At 67.5% G+C, this 17,839-nt stretch carries 20 protein-coding genes and 1 pseudogene; all 21 read right to left on the bottom strand.

The window, feature by feature from the left end; genetic code table 11:
* Positions 1-573, bottom strand: a complete 573-nt coding sequence (gene rplE, locus ACQHIV_RS35910; RefSeq protein WP_427888785.1) for a 50S ribosomal protein L5 — start codon at positions 571-573, stop codon at positions 1-3.
* The gene (gene rplX / locus ACQHIV_RS35905; protein WP_380197854.1) at positions 573-962 is read right to left on the bottom strand and encodes a 50S ribosomal protein L24; all 390 of its coding nucleotides are present in this window, start codon (positions 960-962) and stop codon (positions 573-575) included. The genes rplE and rplX overlap by 1 nt, the downstream gene beginning before the upstream one ends.
* A gap of 1 nt (position 963) precedes the next feature.
* Positions 964-1,332 (bottom strand): 50S ribosomal protein L14, encoded by a 369-nt coding sequence (gene rplN, locus ACQHIV_RS35900; RefSeq protein ID WP_012923677.1) that lies wholly within the window; start codon positions 1,330-1,332, stop codon positions 964-966.
* Positions 1,333-1,429: 97 nt separating this feature from the next.
* Complete coding sequence (rpsQ, locus tag ACQHIV_RS35895) at positions 1,430-1,726, bottom strand: 30S ribosomal protein S17 (protein ID WP_427888784.1); 297 nt, start codon at positions 1,724-1,726, stop codon at positions 1,430-1,432.
* Complete coding sequence (gene rpmC, locus ACQHIV_RS35890; RefSeq protein ID WP_325037743.1) at positions 1,723-2,001, bottom strand: 50S ribosomal protein L29; 279 nt, start codon at positions 1,999-2,001, stop codon at positions 1,723-1,725. Before rpmC ends, rpsQ begins: the two co-directional genes overlap by 4 nt.
* Entirely contained in the window at positions 2,001-2,420 is a 420-nt protein-coding gene (gene rplP, locus ACQHIV_RS35885) for a 50S ribosomal protein L16 (protein WP_427888783.1), read from the bottom strand. The genes rpmC and rplP overlap by 1 nt, the downstream gene beginning before the upstream one ends.
* 3 nt (positions 2,421-2,423) lie before the next feature.
* Positions 2,424-3,293: a 30S ribosomal protein S3 gene (rpsC, locus tag ACQHIV_RS35880; protein ID WP_427888782.1), complete on the bottom strand. Its 870-nt coding sequence runs from the start codon at positions 3,291-3,293 to the stop codon at positions 2,424-2,426.
* Between the two features lie 148 nt (positions 3,294-3,441).
* Positions 3,442-3,900, bottom strand: a pseudogene (gene rplV, locus ACQHIV_RS35875) (50S ribosomal protein L22); the annotation flags it as partial.
* Positions 3,901-3,954: 54 nt separating this feature from the next.
* Positions 3,955-4,236, bottom strand: a complete 282-nt coding sequence (gene rpsS, locus ACQHIV_RS35870) for a 30S ribosomal protein S19 (RefSeq protein WP_427888781.1) — start codon at positions 4,234-4,236, stop codon at positions 3,955-3,957.
* 15 nt (positions 4,237-4,251) lie between these two features.
* Positions 4,252-5,085 (bottom strand): 50S ribosomal protein L2, encoded by an 834-nt coding sequence (gene rplB, locus ACQHIV_RS35865; protein WP_209692840.1) that lies wholly within the window; start codon positions 5,083-5,085, stop codon positions 4,252-4,254.
* The gene (rplW, locus tag ACQHIV_RS35860) at positions 5,085-5,390 is read right to left on the bottom strand and encodes a 50S ribosomal protein L23 (RefSeq protein WP_184840563.1); all 306 of its coding nucleotides are present in this window, start codon (positions 5,388-5,390) and stop codon (positions 5,085-5,087) included. The genes rplB and rplW overlap by 1 nt, the downstream gene beginning before the upstream one ends.
* Entirely contained in the window at positions 5,387-6,079 is a 693-nt protein-coding gene (gene rplD, locus ACQHIV_RS35855) for a 50S ribosomal protein L4 (protein ID WP_427888780.1), read from the bottom strand. Before rplD ends, rplW begins: the two co-directional genes overlap by 4 nt.
* The gene (gene rplC / locus ACQHIV_RS35850) at positions 6,076-6,732 is read right to left on the bottom strand and encodes a 50S ribosomal protein L3 (protein WP_427888779.1); all 657 of its coding nucleotides are present in this window, start codon (positions 6,730-6,732) and stop codon (positions 6,076-6,078) included. Before rplC ends, rplD begins: the two co-directional genes overlap by 4 nt.
* A 17-nt stretch (positions 6,733-6,749) precedes the next feature.
* Positions 6,750-7,058 (bottom strand): 30S ribosomal protein S10, encoded by a 309-nt coding sequence (gene rpsJ, locus ACQHIV_RS35845; RefSeq protein ID WP_012923688.1) that lies wholly within the window; start codon positions 7,056-7,058, stop codon positions 6,750-6,752.
* A 359-nt stretch (positions 7,059-7,417) separates the two neighbouring features.
* Positions 7,418-8,611: an elongation factor Tu gene (tuf, locus tag ACQHIV_RS35840; RefSeq protein ID WP_427888778.1), complete on the bottom strand. Its 1,194-nt coding sequence runs from the start codon at positions 8,609-8,611 to the stop codon at positions 7,418-7,420.
* Between the two features lie 74 nt (positions 8,612-8,685).
* A complete protein-coding gene (fusA, locus tag ACQHIV_RS35835) occupies positions 8,686-10,797 on the bottom strand; it encodes an elongation factor G (protein ID WP_427888777.1) in 2,112 nt (703 codons plus the stop codon).
* 71 nt (positions 10,798-10,868) lie between these two features.
* Positions 10,869-11,339, bottom strand: coding sequence for a 30S ribosomal protein S7 (rpsG, locus tag ACQHIV_RS35830; protein WP_131286359.1), 471 nt, complete (start codon positions 11,337-11,339; stop codon positions 10,869-10,871).
* Positions 11,339-11,713, bottom strand: a complete 375-nt coding sequence (gene rpsL, locus ACQHIV_RS35825; RefSeq protein ID WP_130384649.1) for a 30S ribosomal protein S12 — start codon at positions 11,711-11,713, stop codon at positions 11,339-11,341. Before rpsL ends, rpsG begins: the two co-directional genes overlap by 1 nt.
* Before the next feature lie 278 nt (positions 11,714-11,991).
* Positions 11,992-12,582: a maleylpyruvate isomerase N-terminal domain-containing protein gene (locus ACQHIV_RS35820; protein WP_427888776.1), complete on the bottom strand. Its 591-nt coding sequence runs from the start codon at positions 12,580-12,582 to the stop codon at positions 11,992-11,994.
* Complete coding sequence (locus ACQHIV_RS35815; protein WP_427888775.1) at positions 12,575-13,837, bottom strand: nuclear transport factor 2 family protein; 1,263 nt, start codon at positions 13,835-13,837, stop codon at positions 12,575-12,577. Before ACQHIV_RS35815 ends, ACQHIV_RS35820 begins: the two co-directional genes overlap by 8 nt.
* Before the next feature lie 132 nt (positions 13,838-13,969).
* The gene (locus ACQHIV_RS35810) at positions 13,970-17,830 is read right to left on the bottom strand and encodes a DNA-directed RNA polymerase subunit beta' (RefSeq protein ID WP_427888774.1); all 3,861 of its coding nucleotides are present in this window, start codon (positions 17,828-17,830) and stop codon (positions 13,970-13,972) included.
* Between the last annotated feature and the right edge of the window lie 9 nt (positions 17,831-17,839).

The following is a 17,839-nucleotide window of genomic DNA, read 5'->3' as shown; positions in this document are numbered from 1 at the left end:
TCAGTTCTCCTTGAACGGGAAGCCGAGCGCCCGCAGCAGGGCCCGACCCTCGTCGTCGTTCTTCGCGGTGGTCACCACGGTGATGTCCATGCCCCGGACCCGGTCGATGCGGTCCTGGTTGATCTCGTGGAACATCACCTGCTCGGTCAGACCGAAGGTGTAGTTCCCGGTGCCGTCGAACTGCTTGGCGGACAGGCCGCGGAAGTCACGGATCCGGGGCAGCGCGAGCGCCAGCAGCCGGTCCAGGAACTCCCACATCCGGTCGCCGCGCAGCGTCACGTGGGCGCCGATCGGCATCCCCTCGCGCAGCTTGAACTGCGCGATCGACTTGCGGGCCTTGGTGACCTGGGCCTTCTGGCCGGTGATCGCGGCCAGGTCCTTCACCGCGCCCTCGATCAGCTTCGCGTCCCGGGCCGCCTCGCCGACGCCCATGTTCACCACGATCTTGGTGAGCCCGGGCACCTGCATGACGTTGGCGTACTGGAACTGCTCCTGCAGCTTGCCGACGATCTCCTCGCGGTACTTCGTCTTCAGCCGCGGCTGGACCTTGGTCTCGGTAACTGCCGTGCTCATCAGATCTCCTCGCCGGTACGCCGGGCGATCCGGACGCTCCGGTAACCGGTGTACGTCGAACCGTCCGGACGGCGCTTCTGCACCTCGACGCGGTTGTAGCCGACGCGGGTGGTCACCTTCTGCTTCTTGCCGTCCTTCTCGACCTCGACGACGAGCATCACGTTCGAGACGTGGATCGGGGCTTCCTGGGTGACGATGCCACCGGTGGTGCCGCCGCGCTGGGCCTGCTGCACCTTGGTGTGCTTCTTCACCCGGTTGACGCCCTCGACGATGACCTTCTCGTCGTTCGGGAAGACCTGGATGATCTTGCCCTCGAGGCCCTTCGAGCGACCCGAGATCACGCGGACCTGGTCACCCTTCTTCACGTGCAGCTTCTTCTGCTGAGCCATCTCAGAGCACCTCCGGTGCGAGCGAGATGATCTTCATGAAGCGCTTCTCACGCAGTTCCCGGCCGACCGGGCCGAAGATACGGGTACCGCGCGGCTCGCCGTCGGCCTTCAGGATCACCGCGGCGTTCTCGTCGAAGCGGATGTAGGAGCCGTCCGGACGCCGGCGCTCCTTCACGGTCCGCACGACGACCGCCTTGACGACGTCACCCTTCTTCACACCACCGCCGGGGATCGCGTCCTTGACGGTGGCGACGATCGTGTCACCGACACCGGCGTAGCGCCGACCGGAGCCACCGAGAACGCGGATGCAAAGGATCTCCTTCGCACCCGTGTTGTCGGCGACCTTCAGTCGCGACTCCTGCTGGATCATCTGTTGATCTCCTGGTTGTCTCGCTGGTTCTCACCGTGGTGAGCCTTGCGGAACGAATAAATTTCGGTTGGTTGCCGAACCCCGAGGGGCGCGGGAACTACTTGGCCTTCTCGAGGATCTCGACGACGCGCCAGCGCTTGGTCGCCGACAGCGGCCGGGTCTCCATCAGGAGGACGCGGTCGCCGATGCCGGCGGCGTTCTGCTCGTCGTGCGCCTTGAGCTTGCTGGTACGCCGGATGACCTTGCCGTACAGGTGGTGCTTCACCCGGTCCTCGACCTCGACCACGACGGTCTTGTCCATCTTGTCGCTCAGCACCAGACCCTCACGGGTCTTCCGGCGGCCTCGCGCCTCGGCGGTCGTGGTCACGGTCTCGTCCTTCACGTTCTCGGTCATGCGTTGGCCTTCTCACTGTCGTCCGCAGTGTCCTCAGCCGCGGCCTCCTCGGCCGGGGCGTCGACCTCTTCGGTGATGCCGAGCGCACGCTCGGACAGCACCGTGTAGATGCGGGCGATGTCCTTGCGGACGGCGCGGAGCCGGCCGTGGGACTCCAGCTGGCCCGTGGCAGCCTGGAACCGGAGGTTGAACAGCTCCTCCTTGGCTTCACCGAGCTTGGTCATCAGCTCGTCCCGGCCCAGGTTCCGCAGCTCGGCGGCGGTCAGGGTAGCCATCAGTTCTCACCTGCCTCTCGGGAAATGAACCGGCACTTCATCGGCAACTTGTGGATCGCGCGGCGCATGGCCTCGCGAGCGATGTCCTCCGGTACGCCGGACAGCTCGAACAGCACACGTCCGGACTTGACGTTGGCGATCCACCACTCCGGCGAACCCTTACCGGAACCCATCCGGGTCTCGGCCGGCTTCTTGGTCAGCGGGCGGTCCGGGTAGATGTTGATCCAGACCTTGCCGCCACGCTTGATGTGCCGGGTCATCGCGATACGCGCGGCCTCGATCTGCCGGTTGGTGACGTAGTGGCTCTCCAGGGCCTGGATGCCGAACTCACCGAACGCCAGCGTGGTACCGCCCTTCGCGGCGCCGGAGCGCCCCGGGTGGTGCTGCTTGCGGTGCTTGACCTTGCGGGGGATGAGCACGGTTCAGCTCTCCGTTCCGGTCGTCTCGGCGGCCTTGTCGGCAGCCGGCGCGTTCGACGCCTCGGCAGCGGGAGCCGCGTTGTTGTCGTTGCGCGCGTCCCGGCGGTCGCCACCGCGACCACCACGGCCACCACGGTCGCCACCGCGACCGCCACGGTCACCGCGGTCGCCACCGTCGCGGCGGGCCGGACGGCCACGCTGCTGGGTAGCGGCCCGGGCCGCGGCCTGCGCCTCGCGCTCCGCGCGGGTGCCGGCGACGTCGCCCTTGTAGATCCAGACCTTCACGCCGATCCGGCCGAAGGTCGTCCGGGCCTCGTAGAAGCCGTAGTCGATGTCGGCCCGCAGCGTGTGCAGCGGGACGCGGCCCTCGCGGTAGAACTCCGACCGCGACATTTCCGCGCCACCGAGCCGGCCGGAGCACTGGATCCGGATGCCCAGGGCGCCGCCACGCATGGTGGTCTGCATCGCCTTGCGCATCGCGCGGCGGAACGCCACGCGGCCGGACAGCTGCTCGGCCACACCCTGTGCGACCAGCTGGGCGTCGACCTCGGAGTTCTTCACCTCGAGGATGTTCAGCTGCACCTGCTTGCCGGTGAGCTCCTCCAGGCTGCCCCGGATCCGGTCCGCCTCGGCGCCGCGGCGACCGATCACGATGCCCGGACGGGCGGTGTGGATGTCGACCCGGACCCGGTCACGGGTGCGCTCGATCTCCACGCGGGAGATGCCGGCGCGCTCCATGCCCTTGCTCAGCAGGCGGCGGATCTTGACGTCCTCGCCCACGTAGTCCTTGTACAGCTTGTCGGCGTACCAACGGCTCTTGTGGTCGGTGCTGATGCCGAGACGGAACCCGTGCGGGTTTACCTTCTGTCCCACGTCAGGACTCCTTCTTCTCAGCGGTGGCCTTCTTGGCAGCCGTCTTCTTGGCGGTCGCCTTCTTGGCCGGCTTCTCGGCGGCGTCGTCCTTGGCGGGCGCGTCGGCAGCCTTCTTGGCGGCCTTCTTCGCCGGAGCCTTGGTGGCCGTGTCCGCGTCCGCCGTCTTCTTGGCGGCCGCCTTCTTGGCCGGCGCCTTCTCGACGGGCTCGTCGGTCTCGCGCGGGCCGACGACCACGGTGATGTGGCTGGTCCGCTTGTCGATCCGGGTGGCCCGGCCCTGCGCACGCGGGCGGTGACGCTTCAGCGTCGGTCCCTCGTCCACGAAGGCCTTGACGACGATCAGGTCGCCCCGGCTCAGGTGCTCGGTGCCCTCGGCGTTCGCCGCGGCGCTGTCGACGACCTTGTACACGGTCGCGGCAGCAGCCTGCGGGGCGAACTTCAGAGTGGCGAGTGCGTCGTCGACGCCCAGACCGCGCACCAGGTCGACCACGCGGCGCGCCTTCATCGGCGTCACGCGGACGAAGCGCGCGACCGCGAAGGCCCCGGGCTGCTCGCCCAGCAGGCTCTCGCGACGGGCGCTGATCGCCCTACGCTCTTGAACGCTCATGATGTTCGAATCTCTCCGTAGATTGCTATCGCTGGAGTCACTGTCCCTGCGGGATCAGCGACGCCGTGCTTTCCGGTCGTCCTTCTCGTGACCCTTGAACGTCCGGGTCGGCGCGAACTCGCCGAGCTTGTGCCCGACCATCGAGTCCGTGACGAACACCGGCACGTGCTTGCGGCCGTCGTGCACCGCGAGCGTGTGGCCGATCATGTCCGGCACGATCATCGATCGGCGGGACCAGGTCTTGATGACGTTCTTGGTGCCCTTCTCGTTCTGCACCTCCACCTTCTTCATCAGGTGGTGGTCGACGAACGGGCCCTTCTTGAGGCTGCGTGGCATCTGGCCGGCTCCCTATCAGCGCTTCTTGCCGGCCTTGCGGCGCCGGACGATCATGCGGTCGCTTTCCTTGCGGGTGCGGGTCCGGCCCTCGGGCTGGCCCCACGGGGACACCGGGTGGCGACCACCCGAGGTCTTACCCTCACCACCACCGTGCGGGTGGTCGACCGGGTTCATCGCGACACCGCGGACGGTCGGGCGCTTGCCCTTCCAGCGCATCCGGCCCGCCTTGCCCCAGTTGATGTTCGACTGCTCGCCGTTGCCGACCTCACCGAGGGTGGCGCGGCAGCGCACGTCGACCATCCGGACCTCGCCGGACGGCATCCGCAGGGTGGCCATCCGGCCTTCCTTCGCGACCAGCTGGATGCTGGAACCGGCGGAGCGGGCCATCTTGGCGCCGCCGCCCGGGCGCAGCTCCACTGCGTGCACGGTCGAACCGACCGGGATGTTGCGCAGCGGCAGGTTGTTGCCCACCTTGATGTCGGCGGCCGGGCCGTTCTCGACGATCGTGCCCTGCTGCAGGTTGGACGGGGCGAGGATGTAGCGCTTCTCGCCGTCCACGTAGTGCAGCAACGCGATCCGCGCGGTGCGGTTCGGGTCGTACTCGATGTGCGCGACCTTGGCCGGCACGCCGTCCTTGTCGTAGCGCTTGAAGTCGATCAGCCGGTACGCCCGCTTGTGACCGCCACCGTGGTGCCGGGTGGTGATCTTGCCCGAGCTGTTCCGGCCGCCCTTCTTCGGCAGCGGACGCAGCAGCGACTTCTCAGGGGTCGAACGGGTGAGCTCGACGAAGTCGGCCACGCTCGAGCCACGGCGGCCCGGCGTCGTCGGCTTGTACTTGCGGATTCCCATTACGACTGGCCTCCGAAGATATCGATGCGGTCGTCGCCCTTGAGGGTCACGATCGCCCGCTTGGTGTCCGGGCGCTTACCGAAGCCGGACCGGGTCCGGCGCCGCTTGCCCTTGCGGTTCAGGGTGTTGACGTCGCTGACCTTGACCTTGAACACCTTCTCGACCGCGAGCTTGATCTCGGTCTTGTTGGCGTCCGGCGCGACCTCGAACGTGTACTTCTGCTCGTCCAGCAGGCCGTAGCTCTTCTCGCTGACGACCGGCCGGAGCAGCACGTCCCGCGGGTCCTTGTTGATTCCGTGGCTCATGCTTCTACCTCCTCGGCCTCAGTCGACGTGGCGACGGCCTTGACGGACTTGCCCTTGGGCGCGCCGGCGACGAACGCGTCGAGTGCACTCTTGGTGAACACGACCGCGTCGCTGCACAGCACGTCGTACGCGTTCAGCTGGTCGGCCGCGATCAGGTGCACGTGCTGCACGTTGCGCAGGCTCAGCCAGGTGAGCTCGTCGGCGCGGTCGACCACGACCAGTGCCTTGCCCGGCTCGGTGACCTCGCCGAGCACCTTGAGCGCCGACTTGGTGGAGGGCTTGTCGCCGTCCACGAAGCTCTCGACGACGAACACGCGGCCGTCACGGGCCCGGTCCGACAGCGAGCCGCGGAGCGCGGCGGCGATCATCTTCTTCGGCGTCCGCTGGCTGTAGTCCCGCGGCACCGGGCCGTGGACCACGCCACCGCCGGTGAACTGCGGCGCCCGGGTCGAACCCTGGCGGGCGCGACCGGTGCCCTTCTGGCGGTACGGCTTGGCGCCACCGCCGGACACCTCGCCCCGGGTCTTCGCCTTGTGCGTGCCCTGGCGGGCCGCGGCCAGCTGGGCCACCACGACCTGGTGGATCAGCGGAACGTTGATCTGGACGTCGAACAGCTCGGCCGGAAGCTCGGCGGAGCCCTTCTTGCTGACCTTGTCGCCCTTGACGACGACTACGTCGACGGTGCTCACTTGGCAGCTCCCTTCGCGGCGTTGCGGATCAGCACCAGGCCGCCCTTGGGGCCGGGAACCGCACCCTTCAGCAGGATCAGGCCGCGCTCGGTGTCCACCGCGTGCACGGAGACGTTCTGCGTGGTGACCTGCTCGTAGCCCATCCGGCCTGCCATCCGCAGGCCCTTGAAGACCCGGCCCGGGGTGGCGCAGCCGCCGATGGAACCCGGCGAGCGGTGCTTCTTGTGCACACCGTGCGTGGCGCGCAGACCGTGGAAGCCGTGCCGCTTCATCACACCTGCGAAGCCCTTGCCCTTGCTGGTCGCGGAGACGTCGACCCGCTCGCCGGCCGCAAAGGTCTCGGCGTTGATCTCCTGGCCCAGGGTGTACTCACTGGCGTCGGCGGTGCGCAGCTCCAGCAGGTGGCGCCGCGGCGTCACGCCGGCCTTGTCGAAGTGACCGCGCATCGGCTTGGTCACCTTGCGGGGGTCGATGTCGCCGAAGGCGATCTGGACGCCGTCGTAGCCGTCCCGGTCCGACGTACGGACTCCGGTGACGACACAGGGTCCGGCCTGGACGACGGTGACGGGGACGACGCGGTTGTTCTCGTCCCAGGTCTGGGTCATGCCGAGCTTGGTGCCCAGCAGACCGCGCGTGTTCTTCACGTGGCTCATTGGTCTTTCCGCGTCCCTCAGAGCTTGATCTCGATGTCGACACCGGCCGGCAGGTCGAGACGCATCAGCGAGTCGACGGTCTTCGGCGTGGGGTCGATGATGTCGATGAGCCGCTTGTGGGTGCGCATCTCGAAGTGCTCGCGGCTGTCCTTGTACTTGTGCGGCGAGCGGATGACGCAGAACACGTTCTTTTCCGTCGGCAACGGCACCGGGCCAGCAACCTTCGCACCAGTACGCGTCACCGTGTCGACAATCTTGCGTGCCGAGCTGTCGATGACCTCGTGGTCGTAGGCCTTCAGCCGGATGCGGATCTTCTGTCCCGCCATCGCTTCGCTTCGTCCTTCTCTATCGTCTACCGTTGCGTTGCTCCGACCCCCGCGGTCGGGTGTGTCGCGTGCGCGGAACGCGCGTGACCCACCGCTTCTTCGACCTGGTTGGAGATCGGGGCCCGGTCTCGGACCGGAACCTCGGCATGGTCTCCGGTCCGGCGCACCAGCCAGATCAAGAAGATCTGGGGCGCACCCCGGCGGCCTCGCCTGAGCAACCTGAATATTGTGCCAGAGATCGGCGCCGGAACGCCAATCGAGTGGCCTCACGCCTGATCCGGTACCACCTGAGCGCCGGATCGGGCGCAAAGCAGAGGTCCGCGGGGGCTCAGTTCCGAGCCCTCGCGGACCTCATGAGATCACTTGATGATCTTGGTGACCCGGCCGGCGCCGACGGTGCGGCCACCTTCACGGATCGCGAACTTCAGACCGTCCTCCATGGCGATCGGCTGGATCAGCTCGACCGTCATGTCGGTGTTGTCGCCCGGCATGACCATCTCGGTGCCCTCGGGCAGCGTGACGACACCGGTGACGTCGGTGGTGCGGAAGTAGAACTGCGGGCGGTAGTTCTGGAAGAACGGCGTGTGACGGCCGCCCTCCTCCTTGGAAAGGATGTAGACCGACGCCTCGAAGTTCGTGTGCGGGGTCGTGGTGCCCGGCTTGATGACAACCATGCCGCGCTCGACGTCCTCGCGCTTCGTACCACGGAGCAGCAGACCGACGTTCTCACCGGCCTGGCCCTCGTCGAGCAGCTTGCGGAACATCTCGATACCGGTGACCGTGGTGGTCTGCTTGGTCGCGTGGATGCCGACGATGTCGACAGTCTCGTTGACCTTGACCACACCGCGCTCGATCCGGCCGGTGACGACCGTACCGCGACCGGTGATCGTGAAGACGTCCTCCACCGGCATCAGGAACGGCTTGTCGATCTCGCGCTCCGGCTGCGGAATGTAGGAGTCCACAGCGTTCATCAGCTCGAGGATCGACTCGCCCCACTTGGCGTCGCCCTGCAGCGCCGGGTGAGCGGCCACGCGGACGATCGGCGCGTTGTCGCCGTCGAACTCCTGCTCCGAGAGCAGCTCGCGGACCTCGAGCTCGACGAGCTCCAGGATCTCCTCGTCGTCGACCATGTCGCACTTGTTCAGCGCGACGACCATCGCCGGCACGCCGACCTGACGGGCGAGCAGCACGTGCTCACGCGTCTGCGGCATCGGGCCGTCGGTGGCGGCGACGACCAGGATCGCACCGTCCATCTGGGCCGCACCGGTGATCATGTTCTTGATGTAGTCCGCGTGACCCGGGCAGTCGACGTGGGCGTAGTGCCGGGCCTCGGTCTGGTACTCGACGTGCGCGATCGAAATGGTGATACCGCGCTGGCGCTCTTCCGGCGCCTTGTCGATCTGATCGAAGGCCGAAGCCTCGTTCAGATCCGGGTACTTGTCGTGCAGCACCTTGGTGATCGCCGCGGTAAGAGTGGTCTTACCGTGGTCGATGTGACCGATGGTGCCGATGTTGACGTGCGGCTTAGTCCGCTCGAACTTCGCCTTCGCCACTGGGGCCCTCCTAGATAAATGTTGACTACGCCGTACGCCGACGCGCTTTGGGTGTGGTGGCCAGGAACGAGTTGTTACTCGCCCCGGGCCTTCTTGATGATCTCTTCCGCCACGTTCTTCGGAACCTCGGCGTAGGAATCGAACTGCATCGAGTAGGACGCGCGGCCCTGGGTCTTCGACCGCAGGTCACCGACATACCCGAACATCTCCGACAGCGGCACCAGGGCCTTGACGACCCGGCTGCCACCGGGGCCTTCGTCCATCGACTGGATCTGGCCACGGCGTGAGTTGAGGTCGCCGATCACTTCACCCATGTAGTCCTCGGGGGTGGTGACCTCGACCGCGAACATCGGCTCCAGGATGACCGGGTCGGCGCGCCGGGCGGCGTCCTTGAAGGCCATCGAACCGGCGATCTTGAACGCGAGCTCCGAGGAGTCGACGTCGTGGTAGGCGCCGTCCTGCAGCGTCACCTTGACGTCCACCATCGGGTAGCCGGCCAGTACGCCGAACTCCATCGCCTCCTGGGCGCCCTCGTCCACCGACGGGATGTACTCCCGGGGGATGCGGCCACCGGTGACGGCGTTGACGAACTCGTAGCCACCCTCGCCGCCGGCCTCGACCGAGGTCGGCTCGATGTCGATGATCACGCGCGCGAACTGACCCGAACCACCGGTCTGCTTCTTGTGCGTGTAGTCGACCTTCTCGACCTTCTTCTTGATGGTCTCGCGGTAGGCGACCTGCGGCTTGCCGACGTTCGCCTCGACCCGGAACTCACGCTTCATCCGGTCGACCAGCACCTCGAGGTGCAGCTCGCCCATGCCGGCGATGATGGTCTGGCCGGTGTCCTCGTCGGTCCGGACCTGGAAGGTCGGGTCCTCCTCGGCGAGCCGCTGGATCGCGACGCCCAGCTTCTCCTGGTCGGCCTTCGACTTCGGCTCGATGGCGACCGAGATCACCGGGGCCGGAAACTGCATCGACTCCAGCACCACCGGCTTGGCCGGGTCGCACAGGGTCTCACCGGTGGTGGTGTCCTTCAGGCCCATCACGGCGACGATGTGGCCGGCGCCGATCGACGCGATCTCCTCACGCTTGTTCGCGTGCATCCGGTAGATCTTGCCGATCCGCTCCTTGCGGCCCTTGGTCGGGTTCAGCACCTGGGTGCCGGTCTCGAGCTTGCCCGAGTACACCCGGATGAAGGTCAGCTTGCCCAGGTGCGGGTCGGCCGCGATCTTGAACGCCAGCGCCGAGAACGGCTCGTCGTCGGCCGGCTTGCGCAGCACGACCTGCTCCGGGTCCTTGACGTCGTGGCCCTCGATGGCCGGGACGTCGATCGGGCTCGGCAGGTACGCGTTGATCGCGTCGAGCAGCGGCTGGACGCCCTTGTTCTTGAACGCCGTACCGGTCAGCACCGGGGTGAGCTTGCTGGCCAGGGTCGCGCGACGGATGCCCGCCACGAGCTGCTCCTGGGTCGGCTCCTCGCCCTCGAGGTACTGCTCCATGATCTCGTCGTCGGCCTCGGCCAGCGTCTCGATCAGCTTGTCGCGCCACTCGGCCGCGATCTCGGTGTGCGACGCGGGGATCTCCTCGACGGTGTAGTCCTCACCCATCGTGGTCTCGCCGCGCCAGGTCAGCGCGCGCATCCCGATCAGGTCGACGACGCCGATGAAGTCGGCCTCGGCCCCGATCGGCAGCTGCAGCACCAGCGGCACCGCGGCCAGCCGGTCGACGATCATGTCGACGCAGCGCATGAACTCCGCGCCGGTCCGGTCGAGCTTGTTGACGAAGCAGATCCGCGGTACGCCGTACCGGTCGGCCTGGCGCCACACGGTCTCGGACTGCGGCTCCACACCGGCGACACCGTCGAACACCGCCACCGCGCCGTCGAGCACGCGCAGCGAACGCTCCACCTCGACGGTGAAGTCGACGTGACCCGGGGTGTCGATGATGTTGATGGTGTGGTCTTTCCAGGTGCAGGTCGTCGCGGCGGACGTGATCGTGATGCCGCGCTCCTGCTCCTGCTCCATCCAGTCCATCGTGGCGGCGCCGTCGTGGACCTCACCGATCTTGTAGGTGATACCGGTGTAGAAGAGGATCCGCTCGGTCGTCGTCGTCTTGCCGGCGTCGATGTGGGCCATGATCCCGATGTTGCGGACCTTGGCCAGGTCGGTGGTGATTTGTACGGCCACCTCGGTGGTCTACCTCTCGCTTCTGTGGTGCAGTCAAAGGGTGAGCGCTGGGGTCCGGATCGGACCCCGGATCACCAGCGGTAGTGGGCGAAAGCCTTGTTGGCTTCGGCCATCTTGTGCGTGTCCTCGCGGCGCTTCACGGACGCGCCGAGACCGTTGGACGCGTCCAGGATCTCGTTCATCAGCCGCTCGGACATGGTCTTCTCGCGACGGGCGCGGGAGTACGTCGTCAGCCAGCGCAGCGCCAGGGTCGTCGACCGGCCCGGCTTCACCTCGATCGGCACCTGGTAGGTGGCACCACCGACGCGGCGGCTCTTCACCTCGATGCTCGGCTTCACGTTGTCCAGCGCACGCTTCAGCGTGATCACCGGGTCGGTACCGGTCTTGGTGCGAGTGCCCTCGAGCGCGCTGTACACGATGCTCTGCGCGATCTGCTTCTTGCCGTCGACCAGGATCTTCGAGATCAACTGGGTGACGAGCGGCGAACTGTAGACCGGGTCGATGATGACCGGGCGCTTCGGGGCGGGGCCCTTGCGCGGCATTAGCTCTTCTCCTTCTTCGCGCCGTAGAGGCTGCGAGCCTGCTTCCGGTTCTTCACACCCTGGGTGTCGAGCGAACCGCGGATGATCTTGTACCGGACACCGGGGAGGTCCTTCACGCGGCCGCCGCGGACGAGCACGATCGAGTGCTCCTGCAGGTTGTGGCCGACGCCGGGGATGTACGCGGTGACCTCGATACCGCTGGTCAGGCGAACACGCGCAACCTTGCGAAGCGCCGAGTTCGGCTTCTTCGGCGTGGTCGTGTAGACGCGCGTGCACACACCACGACGCTGAGGGGAACCCTTCAGGGCCGGCGTCTTGTTCTTGGACACCTTGTCCTGGCGGCCCTTGCGGACCAGCTGGTTAATGGTGGGCACCGCGTGGGTCTCTTTCTGTCGTCCGGCTGGGTTTGTTGCTCTTGCCTGACCCCCGCGGTCGGGTGTGTCGCGTGCGCACGAGCACACCGACGCCGTAATCTTCCAGACTGTCGGCAGGAGTCCCGTGCCACGCGGCCCGATCCGTTGGACGAGGGGCACGCATGACGGCCCAGGAAAGACCCCGGGCACGATCGTTAAGACTAGCGGGTGCCTCAAGCACGGTCAAAATGACTAACCGGCCGCAGTCGAGAGCCCTCCGCTGTTTCAGTGTACAGGGCCTACGCAGTCGCCTTCCCGGACAGAAAATCTCTGCCGACGGCGGGGTCTCCGTCGACCGTCAGGACGGTCGGCGGCAAGCGCTTCCACAAGCACAGGTCGAGGTCGGCCGCAGTCCCCGACAGGACCGCCTCACCGACCGCCTTGCCACGCTCTACGGTCGGCGGATTCCCTTCTGACACAGGCGTCAGCGTCCATTCATGCCCGGTGTCGGTGGCGCGTACGCCGACCTGCCGGGTCACCGCCGGCGCGAATCCGCGGGCCCGCAGCCGGGGCAGGAACACCCCGAAAACCTCGTCCACCCCGTCGGCCGCAACCGCCGCGAGCGGCCGGGCCAGACCCGGGTCGACCTGCTCGCCGGCGGCCGCCCCGGCCTGGACCAGGTCCACCAGATGGATGACCGTCTCATGCAGACGCCGGCGGAGGATCGACGCCGCCCAGGGCTGGCCTGACCCCAGGTGCAGGGTCAGGTCGGCGACCGTCCAGCCCGGGCAGGCCGGGACCGCGGCGGTGGGATCGACCCATCCGAGGGCGGCCGCGAAGTCCGCGGCCGCGCGTTCGAACTCGGTCAGGTGGTCGAGCTGGTCAGGCACGGAACTCGACGTCGGTGATGAGGCCGTCGACGACCCGGTAGAGGGCCAGTTGGGGGGTGGATCCGGCGTCGTCGTAGCTGGTGACGTGTTCGACCACCCACTCCCCCAGGGTGATCTTCTGGACGACCTCGGACTTGCAGCGCCCGGCGTCGAAGCGGGGGCGGTAGTACTCGCGCAGGAACCGGCGGCCCTTCAGTTCGGAGCCGTCCGCGAGCTGGATCCGGGCGGTCGGCGAGTACATCGCCAGGAACGCCTCGAGATCGTGGGCGGCGTACGCCGCGTGCTCGCGACCGATCGCCCGCGCTGCCGGGGTCTCGGCGGCGACCGGCGCCGTACCGAGATCCACGAGCGGGGCCTGGACGACCGGTGCCGGAGCGGCCTTGGGTGCCTGCTGAATGGCGGGTTCAGCAGCCACCGGCGTCTCCTGCACGGCGACACCGGCCTTGGCGGCGGCCGGCGTACGGCGGCGTGGTGTGGTGGCCCGCTTGCGGGCCGGAGGTGGTGGGACGAGGAGCTTGCCGTCGTCCCCGGGCTGCTCGCCGAGGTGGGCGATCGCCCAGTCGAGAGCCTTGGTCACGGCGGCGCGTGATTCTTCGGTGTGGTCGAGCATGTCGAACCCGTGGTGCCCTTTCGGTACGTCGATGATGTCCAGCGCGGTGCCACCCGCGGAGACGAACTCCGCTACCGGACCGGCGAGCTCCTCACGCTCGAGTCCGACTCTTGTCAGCAGCACCGGCAGGTCCTTGTGTTTGCCGATGACTTCAGCAGCAGTTACCAGATCGTCGACACCGGGCGGGGTGGCGAGCAGCGGGTAGGTCAGGGATACGAAGCGCAGCCAGTCGGGGCGGCTGTCCAGCCACTCCCCGGCCAGCAGGCCGGCGCCCGAGAAGAACCACAGGCCGACCCGATCGGGGTCGACGCGCGGATCGGAACGCAGTACGGCGACCGCGGCCTCCACCTCGTCCGCGGCCACGACCAGGCGGTCGAGTCCGTGGATCAGGCTGTGGTCGACGACTGCGGCCACCAGGCCTCGCCTGGCGGCAGCGGTCGCGTAGCCCTTGTAGACCGGCCAGTCCCGAGGCATCACCTCGAGGCCGTCCGGCCCTGGTCCCCCGTGCACGAAGAGAATTGCGCCGCCTCGGGCGGTACCGGGCGGGCGGTACAGGTCGATCTCCCCCAGGCGATCGACGCGTACGTCAGAACCTTCCAGAACCCCCAAGACGAAAGGCCGCAGGTAGGCCGGCAGATCCGTCATGCACCAATCTTGGCGCATCCCGGGCACACTTTCAGCCGCCACCCCGAGTGTCTTCTCCAGGCCGGTCCGTAAACGCCGCGAGGGCGGCACCTCCCCGGTGGGGAAGTGCCGCCCTCGGCAGTGTGATTCGGCTCAGTTCTGGTACGAACCGAGGTCGAAGTCGTCGAGCGGGACCGACTGACCGCTGGACGGGCCGAAGTCGTAGTCGTACGACTCGTAGCCGACCATCGAGTACATCGCGGCCTTCGCCTCCTCGGTCGGCTCCACCCGGATGTTGCGGTAACGGTCCATGCCGGTACCCGCCGGGATCAGCTTTCCGATGATGACGTTCTCCTTCAGACCGACCAGGGAGTCGGACTTGCCGTGGATCGCGGCCTCGGTCAGGACCCGGGTCGTCTCCTGGAAGGAGGCGGCCGACAGCCACGACTCGGTGGCCAGCGAGGCCTTGGTGATACCCATCAGCACCGGACGGCCCGAGGCCGGCGTACCGCCCTCGGCCACGACGCGGCGGTTCTCCGCCTCGAACATGATCCGGTCCGCGAGCTCACCCGGCAGCAGGTTCGCCTCGCCGGACTCGATCACCGTGACCCGGCGCAGCATCTGCCGGACGATGATCTCGATGTGCTTGTCGTGGATGGCCACACCCTGCGACCGGTACACCTCCTGGACCTCGTCCACCAGGTGCTCCTGCGCCTTGCGGACACCCAGGATCCGCAGAACCTCCTGCGGGTCCGGCGTACCCTGCGTCAGCTGCTGACCGACCTCGACGTGCTGACCGTCCTCGATCAGCAGCCGGGCCCGCTTCGACACCGGGTAGGCGACCTCCTCGGAACCGTCGTCCGGGGTGAGCACCAGCTTCCGGGTCTTGTCGGTGTCCTCGATCGCGATCCGGCCGGCCGCCTCGCCGATCGGCGCCTTGCCCTTGGGCTGGCGGGCCTCGAAGAGCTCGACCACACGCGGCAGACCGTGGGTGATGTCATCACCCGCGACACCACCGGTGTGGAAGGTCCGCATCGTCAGCTGCGTCCCCGGCTCACCGATGGACTGGGCCGCGATGATGCCGACCGCCTCGCCGATGTCGACCGGCTTGCCGGTCGCCAGCGAACGCCCGTAGCACTTCGCGCAGGTACCGGTCTTGGCGTCACAGGTGAGCACCGACCGGACCTTGACCTGCTCGATCCCGGCCGCGACCAGCTTCGCGATCGACACGTCGCCCAGGTCGGCGCCGCCGGCCAGGACGAGGTTGCCGTCCGGGTCGAAGGCGTCGGTGGCCAGGGTCCGCGCGTACGCGCTGGTCTCCACGTTCTCGGCGTGCACGACCTTGCCGGACGGGTCCTTCTCGCCGATCTGCTTCGGCAGGCCCCGCTCGGTGCCGCAGTCCTCCTCGCGGATGATCACGTCCTGCGAGACGTCCACCAGACGACGGGTCAGGTACCCCGAGTCGGCGGTCCGCAGCGCGGTGTCGGCCAGGCCCTTCCGGGCACCGTGGGTGGCGATGAAGTACTCGACCACCGACAGGCCCTCGCGGAAGTTGGACTTGATCGGCCGGGCGATGATCTCGCCCTTCGGGTTGGCCACCAGACCACGCATACCGGAGATCTGCCGGATCTGCATCATGTTGCCTCGGGCACCGGAGTGCACCATCATCCAGATCGGGTTGTCCTTGGCGAAGTTCTCCTCCATCGCCTTGCCGACCTCGGCGTTGGCGCCGGTCCAGATCTCGATCAGCTCCTGGCGCCGCTCGGACGAGGTGATCAGACCCCGCTCGAACTGCTTCTGGACCTTCTCGGCCTGGGCCTCGTACCGGGCCATGATCTCGGGCTTGCTCGGCGGCGTGCTGAAGTCGTCGATCGACACCGTGACACCGGACCGGGTGGACCAGTAGTAACCGAGGTCCTTGAGCGCGTCCAGCGCGTGCGCCACCTCGACCTTGGTGTACCGCTCCGCGAGGTCGTTGACGATCCCGCCGAGCTGCTTCTTGCCCACCTCGTGGTCGACGAACGGGTAGTCCGCCGGCAGCGCCTCGTTGAACAGCGCGCGGCCCAGCGTGGTCTCCAGGCTGAACCCGCCGTCCGGCAGCGCGACCGCGTCCGCCGGAGCGCCGGAACCGCTCAGCCGGAGCGTGACCTTGGCCTGCAGCGACAGCTCCTGACGGTCGAAGGCCATGATCGCCTCGGCCACCGAGCCGAACGCCCGGCCTTCGCCGGTCGCGCCGTCCTTCAGCATGGTCAGGAAGTAGATGCCGATGATCATGTCCTGGGTCGGCATCGTGACCGGACGGCCGTCAGCGGGCTTCAGGATGTTGTTCGTCGACAGCATCAGGATCCGGGCCTCGGCCTGCGCCTCGGCCGACAGCGGCAGGTGCACCGCCATCTGGTCGCCGTCGAAGTCCGCGTTGAACGCGGAGCAGACGAGCGGGTGGATCTGGATCGCCTTACCCTCGATCAGCTGCGGTTCGAACGCCTGGATGCCGAGCCGGTGCAGGGTTGGTGCACGGTTCAGCAGGACCGGGTGCTCGGTGATGACCTCTTCCAGCACGTCCCAGACCTGGGCGCGCTGACGCTCGACCATCCGCTTGGCGGACTTGATGTTCTGCGCGTGGTTGAGGTCGACCAGCCGCTTCATCACGAACGGCTTGAACAGCTCCAGCGCCATCGCCTTCGGCAGACCGCACTGGTGCAGCTTCAGCTGCGGGCCGACCACGATGACCGAACGGCCCGAGTAGTCGACGCGCTTGCCGAGCAGGTTCTGACGGAAACGACCCTGCTTGCCCTTGAGCATGTCGGACAGCGACTTCAGCGGCCGGTTGCCCGGGCCGGTGACCGGACGGCCGCGGCGGCCGTTGTCGAACAGCGCGTCGACGGCCTCCTGCAGCATCCGCTTCTCGTTGTTGACGATGATCTCCGGCGCGCCCAGGTCGAGCAGCCGCTTGAGCCGGTTGTTCCGGTTGATCACCCGGCGGTACAGGTCGTTCAGGTCCGAGGTGGCGAACCGGCCACCGTCGAGCTGGACCATCGGACGCAGGTCCGGCGGGATGACCGGGACGCAGTCCAGCACCATGCCCATCGGGCTGTTGTTGGTGGCCAGGAACGCGGTGACGACCTTGAGCCGCTTCAGGGCGCGGGTCTTGCGCTGGCCCTTGCCGGTCTTGATCGTCTCGCGCAGGTTGTCCGCCTCGGCCTTCAGGTCGAAGGTCTCCAGCCGGCGCTGGATCGCGGCGGCACCCATGGCGCCCTTGAAGTACTTGCCGAACCGCTCGTTCATGGCGCGGTACAGGATCTCGTCACCCTCGAGGTCCTGGACCTTGAGGTTCTTGAACCGGCTCCACACCTCGTCGAGGCGGTCGATCTCGCGCTGCGCACGGTCGCGCAGCTGCTTGACCTCGCGCTCGGCGCCTTCCTTGACCTTGCGGCGGACGTCGGCCTTGGCGCCCTCGGCCTCGAGCTGCGCCAGGTCCTCCTCGAGCTTCTTCATCCGCGTCTCGATGTCGTTGTCACGACGGTTCTCGAGCTGCTTGCGCTCGACGTCGACACGGCCCTCGAGCGAGGACAGGTCGCGGTGCCGCGCCTCGTCGTCGACGTCGGTGATCATGTACGCCGCGAAGTAGATGACCTTCTCGAGGTCCTTCGGGGCGAGGTCGAGCAGGTAGCCGAGCCGCGACGGGACACCCTTGAAGTACCAGATGTGGGTGACCGGCGCGGCCAGCTCGATGTGGCCCATCCGCTCGCGGCGCACCTTGGAGCGGGTGACCTCGACGCCACACCGCTCGCAGATGATGCCCTTGAAGCGAACGCGCTTGTACTTGCCGCAGTAGCACTCCCAGTCCCGGGTGGGACCGAAGATCTTCTCGCAGAACAGACCGTCACGCTCGGGCTTGAGGGTCCGGTAGTTGATCGTCTCCGGCTTCTTGACCTCGCCGTGAGACCACTGGCGGATCTCGTCCGCGGTGGCCAGGCCGATCCGAAGCTCGTCGAAGAAGTTCACGTCGAGCACGATGTGTTA

The organism is Kribbella polygonati (assembly GCF_050320105.1).
In the GTDB taxonomy this organism is placed as follows: domain Bacteria; phylum Actinomycetota; class Actinomycetes; order Propionibacteriales; family Kribbellaceae; genus Kribbella.
Note: the sequence above shows the minus strand (reverse complement) of the source record. Positions and strands in the feature narration are given on the sequence as shown.

Bases quoted from the DNA above. Each gene is read 5' to 3' on its own strand.
- rplE (WP_427888785.1), bottom strand. From the start codon at position 573: ATGAGCACGGCAGTTACCGAGACCAAGGTCCAGCCGCGGCTGAAGACG.
- rplX (WP_380197854.1), bottom strand. From the start codon at position 962: ATGGCTCAGCAGAAGAAGCTGCACGTGAAGAAGGGTGACCAGGTCCGC.
- rplN (WP_012923677.1), bottom strand. From the start codon at position 1,332: ATGATCCAGCAGGAGTCGCGACTGAAGGTCGCCGACAACACGGGTGCG.
- rpsQ (WP_427888784.1), bottom strand. From the start codon at position 1,726: ATGACCGAGAACGTGAAGGACGAGACCGTGACCACGACCGCCGAGGCG.
- rpmC (WP_325037743.1), bottom strand. From the start codon at position 2,001: ATGGCTACCCTGACCGCCGCCGAGCTGCGGAACCTGGGCCGGGACGAG.
- rpsS (WP_427888781.1), bottom strand. From the start codon at position 4,236: ATGCCACGCAGCCTCAAGAAGGGCCCGTTCGTCGACCACCACCTGATG.
- rplB (WP_209692840.1), bottom strand. From the start codon at position 5,085: ATGGGAATCCGCAAGTACAAGCCGACGACGCCGGGCCGCCGTGGCTCG.
- rplW (WP_184840563.1), bottom strand. From the start codon at position 5,390: ATGAGCCACGGAATCAACAAGGACCCGCGGGACGTGCTGCTCCGGCCG.
- rplC (WP_427888779.1), bottom strand. From the start codon at position 6,732: ATGAGCCACGTGAAGAACACGCGCGGTCTGCTGGGCACCAAGCTCGGC.
- rpsJ (WP_012923688.1), bottom strand. From the start codon at position 7,058: ATGGCGGGACAGAAGATCCGCATCCGGCTGAAGGCCTACGACCACGAG.
- rpsG (WP_131286359.1), bottom strand. From the start codon at position 11,339: ATGCCGCGCAAGGGCCCCGCCCCGAAGCGCCCGGTCATCATCGACCCG.
- ACQHIV_RS35815 (WP_427888775.1), bottom strand. From the start codon at position 13,837: ATGACGGATCTGCCGGCCTACCTGCGGCCTTTCGTCTTGGGGGTTCTG.